Below are 12967 nucleotides of genomic sequence, written 5' to 3' on the forward strand. Positions count from 1 at the left end.
ATTTTTTATGAGAACTTCATTGGGTTGATGGTGACTATCGATGTCGGCAATGGATGCATTCGATTGCGTTTCAGATTGCATTCAGGTTTCACTGATCTTGCTGACACTGGTGATCTGGCCATTCCAGATCATCTCGTAATGAGCCGTCTGAACAATCGATGCAACCGGTCGCGGCGTCATCAGTGCCCAGCAGTAGCTGCCCTGCACACGCACCGAGTGGTAGCGAATACCGGGGCATCCCGCTTCTTTGATCGATCTGCCCAATTGCCGGGAATGCGTGTAATCGTCAGGCGCGTAGACAGGATCAGTCATTGCAATGGGCGTAGCATCTTTCATCGCAGCGTCCGCAAACAAACAGGACAACCCACGGAAAACAAAGCGCTCATAGTTCAGGCTGCGGACATTGGACCAATACAGACTCTGGTGATGCCGCACTTCAGCCAGCGCCGTTTCCATGGAATCCGCCAGATACAACACGCCAAAGCTGCCATCGCTGAACCGCGAACCTGCCGGGTTAACGTGGGTAAAAGGTGCTATTGCGTAAGAGCAGCCAGGAATGCCGAACGGGATCTGATCCCGCGCAATCAACTCAAGACGACCCACTTCATTGTGAAGCCGTGGATTTGTCAGCGCCTGTATCTGATACAGCACCTCAAACTCACCCGCGTCCGCCACGTCATCAAACAGAGCAATCGGTGGAAATTTCGAATTAACCAGTCGGAAGGCCTGTAACTGCTCGCCGGCAAGCGCTGGCAGTTCGCTCACCCTCACCATTGCGCACCCCGCAACACATCAATGCGCCGAAAGGTTTCATACAGCGAAATCATGTCGCCCTGAGACATGATTTCGAGCGGTGAACGGCCATTGAAGAACTCGTTGTCGTTGGCCATCGACGCAAAACCGTAGACGTTTTCCGGGTTATCAAAGACCAGGCGCAGCGTGGCGTGGATGTTGAGCACAAAACTGATGCGCTGCATCTGGTCAGCGTCCAGTGCCACGGCCCAAGACGGATCAAGCTGCCGGGCACGTGTGTAGGTACTGCGGGAAATACGCAGGATGCGACAGGCCTGATCGCTGGACGCCGCCCATTTTTCGAGAATGCCGACCGCTGCACGCAAGCCCGTGACGCACTGGTTTTTGGTGAAAGTCTGTTCCTGGAGGGGGACTGCCATCTTCTAGACCTCAGTTGATCCATAGACTCAAAAATATACAACTTGAGTCTGTAGATCAATAGCGCATCGAGTATCCATTCGGATGCTCGAGACAGGGTGCCCTACGGACAGGCGCGCAGAACCATTTCCATGTTCGTCACCTGGTGGTGACTCTTAAGTTCGCCAATCAGTCCCACCAACAATAGCTATCGATAAAGTCCCGAAAAACCTGCGCCAAGCTGCCGAGCACACCTCTTTAGGGGCGGACCCTTGACTCGCGGGGCATCAATCGTAAGCGCCAAAAACAACTCCAACATGGCCACTCAACATGCACCCGTTACGACAAAGCCTGCACAACGAATTACACGCGCGCCCGTCACTGTATTTCGATGAGCCGGCCCATGTATTTCACCTGGCCTTCCTCGGCAGCGATCAGGCGTGCAATGCATTCCTGCAAAACTGCTGCCCTGGCGCCCTCGACCTGACGGCCGCCCAAGGCATCACGCAACTCGATGGCCATGCATTGAAATGGGAGCGCCATGCCGAGTTTTTCACCCTGACCCTGGTGGTCACTTCATCCAGCAATGATTTGTCCTGGACAACGCTGCCCGAGGTGCTGGCGCAAAAGGTCGAAGGGCATTTGCCGACGCTTATCAACTCGGTGCAGATCGTGGTGCGTGGTGAAGCCGATCTCGATCTCTCCCGTTACGGCTTCAAGGACCCGAGCGGTTCTTGCGTAGGGGGCGGCGATGCGGTGGTCTGGAGCGATTTTCGTATCAGCGAGGAGGGGAACAACCACCTGTTGTTCGTCAACCGGCGCCTGAATGCCTACCGTCAGGGGCGAATGATACGTCGCCTTCTGGAAATCGAGACCTACCGGATGATGGCCTCGTTATCTTTGACCATGGCCAAGTCCTTGAGCGCGCAGCTCGATGTATTTGACAAGACACTGGTCACACTCTCTGAACGTAACGCCCATGCCGACAGTAATAATGCGAAAGCGTTGCTCGCAGATATTTCCAGCCTTTCTGCCCAGGTGGTCAGCAGCACCGCGAAAACCCGCCATCGCTTCAGTGCCACTCAGGCCTATGCTCAACTGGTGTTTGAACGCTTGGGAGAGTTGCGCGAAAGTCACGTGGGCGATTGCCAACGCCTTGGTGTGTTTATCGAACGTCGCTTCAAACCCACCGTCAGGTATTGCTCTGCCACCGAACAGCGATTGGAGCACCTGGCCAAAAGCGTGGCTAACCTGGGCGACCTGTTACAGGCTCGGGTCCAGGTAGAAATGGAAGAACAGAACTCGGATATTCTCAAAAGCCTGAACGCCCGCGCCGATGCTCAGATCAAGATCCAGCGCGCAGTGGAAGGTCTGTCGATTATTGCAATCACCTACTACCTGATTAACCTGCTCAAACTGGGCTACTCGGGGTTGCACTTGCTAGGCGTTGCGGTGGCCCCGCGTGAAGCGATGCTCGCAATGACGCCGCTCGCGATCGGCATTCTAGCGTTGATTGTGCTTCGTATCCGGAAAGTCAAAGAGCATTGAGGCAACGGCCTTCAAGCTCACTTTTTTACCGAAAGCTGCCCGCTACAAAGGATAGGTTTCGGTGACTTGTAACAGGGGGGAGGCCCGCGTCTATTTGCACAATAGACGCGGGAAAGCCGTTACTTGCGCGCGTTCTGGTACAGCATCAACCGTGAGGTTTCATGCATGGCGCGGGTCAACTCTGACAGGCGTTTGAACTCTTCGGGGTGTTGCTCGGCGACGTTGTCAAGTGGTGTCGGCGAGGCCAGGTCATGGAGACTTGGCGAGCTGCCGTCGTGTTCCATCTGAACCATGTAGTGTTGAGTCACGCCGGCAATCAGCGGGAACGTGCCTTCGCGCAGTACCAATGGCACCACGCGTTCGCCTTCGGGTGCGGGCTGCTGGATATCACGGCCCATGCCACTGTTGCGGAACTCAAAGCCGGCCATACCCACTACGGTTGGCAGCAAGTCCACCAGGCCGACTGCTTCCTCGACAGTGCGCGTCCCGATCAAGCCTGGCGCGTGGATGATCATCGGCACCGCGTTGCTTTCCAGGCCCAGTTGTTCGTACGCCGGTGCCAGGAAAGGGATCTGGGCGATACGGGTGTTGTGGTCGCCATACATCACGAATATGGTGTTTTCGTACCAGCCGCCGGCCTTGGCAATTTCCATCAAGCGTCCGATGTTGAAGTCCAGCAAGCGTACGGCGTTGTACTGCTCGACACTGCGCGAGCCTGCGGCCTGGACTTCCTCCAGGGTAGGGTGCTTGACCTCGAATCCGTCATTGCTCTTTGGGATCGTGAAGGGGCGATGGTTACCGGCCGTTTGCACATAGGCGAAGAACGGTTTGTCCTTGGGCAGTGCTTGCAGGATCTGGTCGGTTTCCTTGAACAGGTCCAGATCCGAGATGCCCCAGACATCGACCACCGGGGATTTCCAGTCCCGCTCGTCGAGCAGGCGAACGCCGTCGATACTTTGCTTGATCAAGGCGTTCATGTTGGCCCAACCGGAGTTGCCGCCAATGGTGTAGATCTTCTCGTAGCCGGTGAAGGCATTGATCAGCGTGTTTTGATTGGTGATCAGTGGATTACGCGTCGCGGATTCCTGTCGAGTCACGTCAGGCACCCCAGTGATGCTGGCCCAGACAGTTTTTGCGGTTCCCGTTACTGGCACATAGAAGTGTTTGAAGAACCAGCTCTGCGTGGCCAGCCGATCGATATTGGGCGTTGGGTTGATCGGGTTGCCATAGGCCCCGACGGCGCTGGTGCCCAACGATTCAAGCATGATGAACATCACGTTCGGTGGTCGCGAGCCCGGTATCTTGTAGGGTTGCGGCGCCTGGTGGCGGACGAAGTTCAGGGTCTGCGGATCGGGTTGGTCGACGCCCAGATAGTTGGCCATGATCGCGTAATGTTGGCGCACCTGCGCTTCGTCATAGCGCAGATGGCCGACCTTGACGGTGTCGTAGAAGAAAATCACCGGGTTCAGGCCCAATGCGGCAACCTGGTTATTGCCCGAGAAAAATGCATCGCTCCAGCGCAGCGGCACCGGGTTTTCAAAGTTAAGATGTTCGACACGCCCCAAAATACCCAGCAGCACCAGCATGAACATCACCGCACTGCCCCATGTCGCGGAGAACCGGGAAATGACTTTGCGGGGACGGTCCAGCGTGACGCGCTCCAGGCGCACCAAGGCCAGTGTCACGAACGCGACGGTCGCCAGCCAAGCCAGTGAAATCCAGATAACCGGGTAGGTTTGCCAGACCATATCGCGGGATATTTGCGCGTCGTCGATGAAACGCAACACCGTGGCATTGATCCTCACGCCGAGGTACGCGTAATGGCCAAAATCGATGATGTAGACCAGCAGCAGAGCGCTGAGGATGGCAACCAGGTACAGGCGGGCGATGCCGCGAACAAGACGGCTGCTGATCAGGTTCCAGCGCGGGATCCAGGCCAGCAACGCCAACGGCAGCATGACCAGAATGGCCAGGCGCAAGTCGAAACGAAAACCGATGCCCAGGGTTGTCAGGACGGCATTTTCTTCACTCAGGGCTTTGGCGTCAAAACCGGAAAAGCCGAAAAAGAACACCACCCGCAGCAGTGCAAACAGCACAAACGCGATCGCTGTTGCGCCTAGCCAGTAATGCAAACGTCTCGATTTCAGCCAGCCCATCGATGTTTCCCTATTAAGAGTTTCGTTAAATTTCAAACGGAATGGTTTCGCAGTGGACCGCGCGGCCGGATGAGCCGGCGATACGCCCAGCGTGTCCCCAGCACCAACAGTGCCAGGCAGCAATACAGGCCCAGCAGCGGATCAATCAGGTAATCCCAATAGTTTTGGGACGGTTTGATCCCGGCGATGAAGGCCAGGGTCGCGCAGGTCAACATCACGACAGCCAGGTAATTGCGCAGGTAAAACGCGCCAAACGTAAGCATCGCGATAACAAACAGCAGGGGGCGCGGGCTGAAACCCCGCCGGTAAGGATCCAGCTCACTCAAGCCCAGGGTTGCCGGGTACAGCACCAGGGCCATCACGGCGAAGAGGAGCAATACGCAGATGTGACCACCGTGCTGTGCGGGCGGCAACACCTCCAATCGACGCAAACAGCCCCACCCCATGAACACTAATGAAGTGATCGCAAGGTCATCAATATGGCTGCGCAAGTAAGCGGCCAGCGATATCCCGCCCAGCGGTATGAAACTGGCGGCCAGCAATGCAACGAGCAGTGCGATGCGCCAGCCCCTGTTCAGGCCAAAAGACGGCAGCACCAGAAAGATGATCATCGCGAAGCTGAGATGGGCTTGCCAAAGACTAATCATTTGAGACGCTCGGACAGCCACGCATCGTTAAAGGTGACGTGTTTGATGAAGGTGTTGTTCCAGGAATAGACCAAGTGATACATCCCATCCGGACTGCGGATGAAGTAGGGGTATTCATATTCAAACTCACACCTGTCGTTTTTACAGACACGGTTGTCGAGGTTGGCGAGGAATTGCGCCTCCAGCGGTTGGCGCAACTTGCCACTGGATCCTCGGAACTCAATCCCGATGATTTCCTTGTAGGCGAGGGGTGAAAACGGGTCGCCCTCGGGATCCGGTGATTTGTCCAGATCGTGCACCAAACGCCAATCTTCCATTTTCGCATCGGTGAGATAAAGGCTCAGCTTGAAGCGCCCCTCCTGCAGATCATTGAGCGCTACCAGCATCCCGTGTTCGGGTGTCGCAACGGCCGCCAAAGAGGAATTGGGGTTTGAAGGATCGAGCGGATAAGGTTCGCTCCAGGTTTGCCCGGCATCCTCGGTGCGGCTCGCCAGGACTCGGTGATGGGTTTCGCCGGCGTAGCGCAACAACGCGATACCGCGCTGACCGTCCAGCGGAACGACTGCGGGTTGCAACGAATGATTGCCGTGGCTGATGCGGTATTTATCGATCACTTCGCCGTCTGCGCTCAAGTACAGGTACTCGGCAAACTTGCCCAGAAATTCGTGGTAGACCGGCAAACCGATGGAACCGTCGACATGAAACACCGGTGCCGACCGGACCAGGGTACTGATGTTCAGAAAGGGTGAAGTGATCAATTGGCGCGGTGCCGACCAATTCACACCAAAGTCATCTGAAACCATCACATTGACCGCGCTACCGGCCCAGCCGCCCATGGATACGGAGACGTAGAACAGCCACAGGCGGTTGTCCGGCGCCAGTGCAATGACCGGATTGCCCAGTTTGCGGATGTATTTTCGAGTACTTTGCTGGGTCGAATCGCGGGTCGCCATGACCTGTTCCTCCCCCCATTCACCGGTGCTGACGTTGAAACGGGCGGAGCGCACCTGCACATCGGCTGCGCCTTCGCGAGAGCCGGCGAACCAGACCGCCATCAGGCTACCGTCAGGCAAGGCAGTGATTGCTGAGGAATGCACGAAGTCCACCAACCCGGAGGAGGCGAAACGGCTGGTGTAAATGGGCTTGGCCGCTTCATCCTTCACAGCCGAAACCGGACTTATCAGGGCAAAGGAAGAATGCTTGGGGGCCGGGTGGGTGAGCCATGCGCCGGCAAAGAGGCAGCCAAGGGCAAGGTAAACACAGAGGGCAGGAAGGCTGGGAAACTTTTTGCGCATAATTAAGACTTTGGCATCTCATGGCCCGATAAAGCGCGCAAGCTAACACTCGCTAGTACAAAATCGGTTTTTATGAATTTTTATACTGTAACCGGTTATTTGTAGCATGTTGGCCCGACGGCCTACAAAGACTGATTGAGTCGCTGACACTCCCGTTCTATAGGGGTTTCGCTTCGGTCCGATACTCGTCAGCCAGCTTTGCCGCTGGTCGCAAAGATGGATTTGAACAGGGACGAACCAGAAAAGGAAGCTGAATAACCGGTTGAATTCACAATCGCTCCCGCCAGAGAGGCAGGGAGCGGCCTAAAGCAACCGTGGAGATACCGCCATTTGTTCAATCGAACAATGTCCTACCCCATTTGCAGGGTCATCACTTAACAGAGAGCACCGTTGTGACGGCGGGACCGCTTCTGGGCGAAACCAGACTGATGCGAAAGACTGTAATCGGCCCAAAGAAACTATTTGCGCGCTAGTTATTGATTAGCTGTGTTCAGGTTTTTCTGCACATTTGATCCAGATGTCAAGCTCTGTAATCATTTTGTTGACTTCGCTATCTTCCCTTTCCGATGGCCGAATAATTGCGTTCCAGGCGATGTCCAGCCCTTCGTTCAGGGCTGCCCACGCAAGCTCCCCACGCTCAAGGCTGGGGGTCACCAAATCGCGTTGCAATATGCTGATTCCGTATCCCGAGCGAACCAGTTCGACTATGGCTTCGATCAACTCCACCGTGATCATACGGCGCGGCAAGATGCTGGCGGGGGCGAAGAACCGATCATATTCCCAACCACTTGCGCGATCAGTTGAGTAGGTCACCAGGTTGTAGGTTTTGAAGTCTTCGGCATAAATGTTTTGCCTTCCTGCAAGGGGATGATCGGTTGCCATGATCGCAATCAAGTCGTCCCGGAAGAGTGGCAGTTTTGCTACACCACTCGGCACCATGCCGTCATCGATGATGGACACATCAAGCCGTCCTTGCATCAGGCTCGCGTAAACGTCATTACGGGGCACGGTCACCAGTGTGATTTCGATGTCTGGCCGGAGACTTGAGTAGTGCTTGATGAATTTTGGAATCCAGCGAAACGGGCCGTAGGAGGTGACACCCATGCGCACAAACGCCGTGACGCCACCGGCCATGGACCTGGCCTCAGACTCAGCTTCATTCAGTATCGCAATGATGTCTTTGGCCGCCCTTTCCAGGCGTACGCCGGCAGGGCTGAGTCTTAGTTTTCCGCCTGATCTTTCTGTCAGGCTTACACCCAGCCGTCGCTCGGCTTCGCGTAGGCGATGACTGACGGCTGAAGGTGTCAGCCATAAACGCTCGGCAACCGCTGTTACCGAATCGACTTCCGAGAGGGTTTGCAACATCACAAGGTGATCCAGCGTGAGTCTCATGGCGAGCGACCTGAAAATAATTCACAAAATTGCGTAAAATTATGAGCGTGACTTGATTTTGGTGCCGATGCAATCTGAATCCAGCAGATCCACCGGAGACCAATAAAAATGACAACCCTGCCTTTTACACCTGCGCTAACCCTGGGCGATATCATCGATCTAGAGCGCTACCCTATTACTGATCGCACCAACTTCGCTTATCTTGCATTGGTCACTCAAAGTCAGTCTTTGCTGGGGCAAGAGGGCGTTGCGATCTTCCCGGGTTTCGTTCGCAATCCATCGGTTGTCGCGATGGCTGATCAGACGCTTGCCTTGCACTCGCGCATGTTTCATTTTCGGGAAAACCACACGGTTTATTTCAAACCCCAAGATGAAAGCGTTGATCCAGAACATCCGCTACGACGGTTGATGAACACGGCAAAAGACACCGTTGCGTATGCAGATATTCCTGCCGACCATTTAATCAGGCAGATCTATGAGTCGGACGAAGTGCTTTCTTTCATCAAAGATGTTTTGGACCTGGACGCGCTCTATCGTCATGCCGATCCGTTAGCCGCCCTTAACTTGCAGGGCTTCACGGCGGGGCAGGAGTTGGGATGGCACTTTGATCGTTCCGACTTCAGCGTCACGCTGTCCCTTCAGGCGGCGAGCGCCGGGGGGGATTTTGAGTACGTGCGCATGCTGCGCAATGAAAACGACGATTGCTATGACGCGGTCAGACAATTCCTCGATGATCCGAACACACAGCAGATAGAAGTTCTGCCTCAAGTGCCCGGCACCCTGACATTGTTCCGTGGCCGCTATTCATTGCATCGGGTGACGCCGGTGGCAGGGGACCGGCTGAGGCTCAATGCAGTGTTCGCGTACGTGGACCAGCCCAACGTTGAATTCAGTGCCTATGCCCGCCAGTTGTTCTACGGGCGTACCTCGGTAGATCCATTGGTTTAAGTTTCGCCAAAAACAATAAAAGCAATTGATCCACTTCTTCGCTTCACATGTTTGCGCACGCACCTGTCCATGCTAATTCTGATGGGCTCGTTTGCTCCTGTGTCGCACACAACAGTTCGCTGCCCCCAATAATAATGATTCGGAGCGTCTGATTATGAAAAACAGGAAGAGTTTGCTGGCCTCGTTACTCACCCTTGGCTTGCTCGTCGGTAGTGCTTCAAGCCAGGCTTCAGGATGGTGTGAATCGGGCAAGCCGGTGAAATTTGCCGGTCTGAATTGGGAGAGCGGGATGCTCCTTACCGACATCATGATGATCGTGCTCAAGGAGGGCTATGGCTGTGCAACAGATCAGTTGGTGGGTAACACCATCATTCTTGAGACTGCTTTGGCCGGCAACGACATTCAAGTGTTTGGCGAAGAGTGGATGGAGCGTAGCGAAGTCTGGAAAAAAGCTGCGGCCGCCGGAAAGGTCGTCGGGGTCGGTGCTCCGATCATCGGTGCGACTCAGGGCTGGTATGTACCGCGTTATGTTGTTGAGGGGGACGCAAAGCGCAATAAGCCAGCACCCGCACCAGACCTCAAAACAGTCTCTGACCTGAGCAAATACCCGAAGATTTTTCGAGATTCGGAGGAACCGTCTAAAGGGCGCTTCTATAACTGCCCTGCTGGTTGGATTTGTGAGCAGGACAATACCGAGATGTTGAAAGAGTACGGTCTTGAAAACACCTTCACGAATTTCCGTCCGGGAACCGGTGCCGCATTGGATGCCGCGGTCCTGTCCAGCTATAAACGCGGTGAGCCAGTCCTGTTCTACTACTGGTCACCGACTCCGCTAATGGGGCAGATCGATGCGATAAGACTGGAAGAAAAGACCGGGGCCAACAAAAACGTCATTACCATGGTTGGACTCTCCACGCCTTTTCATGAACAGGCTCCCGAACTGGTCGCGGTGCTGGAGAAGGTCAATATTCCTATCGATGTGCTGAACCAGAACCTGGCGAGGATGACCAAGGAGCGCATTGAGTCACCGAAGTTGGCCAGGATCTTCCTTAAGGAGCACCCGGAAGTCTGGCGTGCCTGGGTCGATGAAGTCGCTGCAAAAAAGATCCAGGCATCACTCTGATCGGCCACTGAGGGCAAGGACGCCCGCTCTTTTTAACGCCCCTCTGAGCGGCGAACCCGCCCACTTTAAAGTGGGCGGACTTACCAAACGCCAATGCGATCGTGCCTTGGTTTGCTTAACGAATGCCGGCGCCCGCCAGGGACTCCGACGACCACTGCGCCTTGGAGAGCGGATCGATGTATTTGATGCCGCCGTACGGGCCGACTACACCGTTGATGTTGTAGGAACCGCCCACCAGGTCATAGATCATGAACGGGGTAGAGTCAGGAACCTGCTTGTCATAGCTTTGGCTGAGGAAGGCAAACGAACCACGGTAGAGCTGACCACGGGCGTCATATTGATCCGAGGCCAAAGCGGTCCAGCTGTCTTCGTCAAGGTAGAAGCGACGCTTCTGGTAGATGTGACGAGCGCCGGCCTTGAGGTTGCCCTCGACCACCCATACACGGTGTTTTTCCCAACGCACGAACTCTGGGGCCAGGTGGTTCGGAGTCGTGATCGACTTCGGATCCTGGACGTAGGTCAGCTTGTAGGTGTTGTAAGGCACGATCATTTCTTGCTTGCCGACCAACTTCCAGTCGTAGCGATCCAGCGCACCGTTGAACACGAAGACGTCGTCGTAAGTACCGGCGCCGGCGGTGCCTGGGTTAGGCGTGTCGTAGGCCAGGTTCGGTGCCAGCTTCACACGGCGCTGACCAGGCAAGTACTGCCAGGCACGGCGTGGTTGTTGCAGCGGGTTGGCGGCGTCTTTGAGCATGACCGCTTCGCCGGCACGACGCGCCGGGCCGGTGTACTGCAGCTTCATCTGGTAGTACACGTCGGCACTGCTGATCGGCTGAGACAGGTTTTCGTAGATCGGGTAGGAGATGTTCGCCTGTCCGGTGGTCGCCAGGCTTGGAACACCGGCGGAGTCAACGTTCCAGGAGTCGTACTTGGAGCTGATGCTCACGCCCTGATAACGCAACAGGAAGTTCCACATCGCTTCGTTACCCGATTGCGGGATCGGGAACGGTATGCCCGGCAGCACGTTGTCGATGGCCAGGCCACCTTCCAGGGACTTGGCGCCGGTGGCGTTTTTCACGCCGTTATCGAGGATCGCTTGAGGCAGCGAGACGGTACGGTGAGTCGGGTACACGTCGACCTTGAAGGTCGGGAAACGCTTGGCCAGTTCCACGGTCGTTGCGCTGAGCAGGCCCTTGTACTGATCAACGTTTTTGCCATCGATGACCAGCACCGGTTTTTCGTTGGCAAACGGATCCGGACGCATGCTGTCACCGGATTTGAAGCTGGCCGGCGGCGTGGTCAGACCACCATTGTAGGCGGGGATGGAGCCATCGGCATTACCGGCTTTTTCAGCGCCGACCAGGGTCAGGTTGCTACCCAGTTTGGCGGCGTCTTGAGCCGATACAGCGGCATGGGCCTGGGCGGCGACGATCATCGCCAGCGAGGCAGCCAACACGGTTTGTGCAAATTTCATATTGTTATTCTCCTGCTTGCATTGAGCAAATCAGTGGTGAATCAGAGTTGTGAATCAAAAGGTTGTTTTCATCGTCAGGTAAACAGCGCCACGGTCCTCAGTCGTTGCGCCACCACCGGAGAAGGACGAGTAGCCTCCGGCGTAACAGGCGTAGTTTTCGTTGCCGCTAAAGGCGTTCGGCGTCGAGCCATCACCACCGGTCGGACCGGTGCTCACGCCACTGGTGTTGCACTTGTCGGTTTGGCCGAAGGAGTCCACGTACTTCAGGTCGACAAAGTATTTGTTGTACACCACGGCACCGAGGCCGACGGCGTAGTTGCCGGTATCCTTGGCACCGCCACCGGTCACCGGTGACACGCCGTCCAGGCCGACGTTGACGGACATCGGTGCGTTGAGGTCGACACCCGGGAACACCTGGTACCAGGTCGGGGTGAAGTTGACCGCCAGGCCCCAGTTGTCACGGGTCGGCTGGTCGATGCCGCGATAGGTGCCTTTGCCTTTGTAGAGCGCTTCGTTCTTGTCATCGAGCTGGAGCAGGTTGCTGTAGTACAGCTCGGCCAGCACCGTTGCCGAATCGAACACCGGCATTTTCGGAATGGTCATCAGACCGTTCAGTGTCCAGTGCAAGGTGTCGCCGGTAGCGCTCATGCTGTCGCCGCGGCTCGGGGTGTCGTAGATCACACCGGTGGAAGCGGTGCGCGCCGGCAACAGGCCGAGGCCCTGGCCCAGGCCCAACGGGCTGTTGGTGCTGACGATGGCCGGGATACTGGCCAGCGGCATGTTGTGACGGATGTTCAGGTCCGAACCCACACTGATACCACCGACATCCTTGGACAGGCTCAGACCGGCAATCTTGATGTTGTCGGCATAGGCCAGTTGATAGGTGGCGGTGCTCAACGAGTTGAGCGTGTTGACCACTGCCGGCACTTGCCCGGCTGGGCGGGTGCCGTTCGGGTTGGCCGAGGAGATGCCTCTGGCATCCAGCCAGGCTTGCGGCAGGATTTCTGAGGTTTCGCGGTAGTAGACGCCAAGGGTCCCGTCCAGCCAGGCCGGCGACCACTTGGCCATCACGCCCCAGTCGCCGCTGTTGTGCGGTTCCAGGTCATTGCCCCGACGTACGTTGGTCAACGCGTCGCACGGTGCCAGGCCACACCCCAACGGGCTGCCCGGAACCACGGCATTGGTATTGCCCAACAGGAACGATTTGGCGCCAAAGCCCACCAGGTCGGAACCAC

At 56.3% G+C, this 12967-nt stretch carries 11 protein-coding genes; 3 read left to right on the forward strand and 8 right to left on the reverse strand.

The genetic code is table 11. The annotated features are described in order from the left end of the window. Window positions 1–81: 81 nt before the first annotated feature. Both PMI22_RS20905 and PMI22_RS20900 read right to left on the reverse strand, forming a co-directional pair. Window positions 82–774 carry an RES family NAD+ phosphorylase gene (locus PMI22_RS20905; protein ID WP_007944355.1) on the reverse strand — a complete coding sequence of 231 codons (693 nt, stop codon included), beginning with the start codon at window positions 772–774 and terminating at the stop codon, window positions 82–84. Next, window positions 768–1172 carry a hypothetical protein gene (locus PMI22_RS20900; protein WP_007944356.1) on the reverse strand — a complete coding sequence of 135 codons (405 nt, stop codon included), beginning with the start codon at window positions 1170–1172 and terminating at the stop codon, window positions 768–770. The genes PMI22_RS20905 and PMI22_RS20900 overlap by 7 nt, the downstream gene beginning before the upstream one ends. Window positions 1173–1479: 307 nt before the next feature. On the opposite strand from PMI22_RS20900, the gene PMI22_RS20895 reads away from it, so the two are divergent. After that, window positions 1480–2697, forward strand: a complete 1218-nt coding sequence (locus PMI22_RS20895; RefSeq protein WP_007944357.1) for a DUF3422 domain-containing protein — start codon at window positions 1480–1482, stop codon at window positions 2695–2697. A gap of 119 nt (window positions 2698–2816) precedes the next feature. On the opposite strand, the gene PMI22_RS20890 is transcribed toward PMI22_RS20895, so the two are convergent. The 4 genes from PMI22_RS20890 to PMI22_RS20875 form a co-directional block, all read right to left on the reverse strand. After that, complete coding sequence (locus PMI22_RS20890) at window positions 2817–4853, reverse strand: LTA synthase family protein (RefSeq protein ID WP_007944358.1); 2037 nt, start codon at window positions 4851–4853, stop codon at window positions 2817–2819. Window positions 4854–4885: 32 nt separating this feature from the next. Continuing rightward, window positions 4886–5500 carry a hypothetical protein gene (locus PMI22_RS20885; RefSeq protein WP_007944360.1) on the reverse strand — a complete coding sequence of 205 codons (615 nt, stop codon included), beginning with the start codon at window positions 5498–5500 and terminating at the stop codon, window positions 4886–4888. Next, window positions 5497–6795 carry a sialidase family protein gene (locus tag PMI22_RS20880; RefSeq protein ID WP_007944361.1) on the reverse strand — a complete coding sequence of 433 codons (1299 nt, stop codon included), beginning with the start codon at window positions 6793–6795 and terminating at the stop codon, window positions 5497–5499. The genes PMI22_RS20885 and PMI22_RS20880 overlap by 4 nt, the downstream gene beginning before the upstream one ends. A gap of 480 nt (window positions 6796–7275) precedes the next feature. Continuing rightward, entirely contained in the window at window positions 7276–8187 is a 912-nt protein-coding gene (locus PMI22_RS20875) for a LysR family transcriptional regulator (RefSeq protein WP_007944362.1), read from the reverse strand. Window positions 8188–8295: 108 nt separating this feature from the next. On the opposite strand from PMI22_RS20875, the gene PMI22_RS20870 reads away from it, so the two are divergent. Then, window positions 8296–9135: a HalD/BesD family halogenase gene (locus PMI22_RS20870; protein WP_007944363.1), complete on the forward strand. Its 840-nt coding sequence runs from the start codon at window positions 8296–8298 to the stop codon at window positions 9133–9135. A 154-nt stretch (window positions 9136–9289) separates the two neighbouring features. After that, complete coding sequence (locus tag PMI22_RS20865) at window positions 9290–10258, forward strand: ABC transporter substrate-binding protein (RefSeq protein WP_007944365.1); 969 nt, start codon at window positions 9290–9292, stop codon at window positions 10256–10258. Between the two features lie 115 nt (window positions 10259–10373). Here PMI22_RS20865 and PMI22_RS20860 read toward each other — a convergent pair whose 3' ends face one another. Both PMI22_RS20860 and PMI22_RS20855 read right to left on the reverse strand, forming a co-directional pair. Continuing rightward, entirely contained in the window at window positions 10374–11732 is a 1359-nt protein-coding gene (locus tag PMI22_RS20860; protein ID WP_007944366.1) for a DUF1329 domain-containing protein, read from the reverse strand. A gap of 54 nt (window positions 11733–11786) precedes the next feature. Next, a partial coding sequence (locus PMI22_RS20855) for a DUF1302 family protein (protein WP_007944370.1) occupies window positions 11787–12967 on the reverse strand: 1181 nt, incomplete at its 5' end.

It is taken from the genome of Pseudomonas sp. GM21 (assembly GCF_000282215.1).
In the GTDB taxonomy this organism is placed as follows: domain Bacteria; phylum Pseudomonadota; class Gammaproteobacteria; order Pseudomonadales; family Pseudomonadaceae; genus Aquipseudomonas.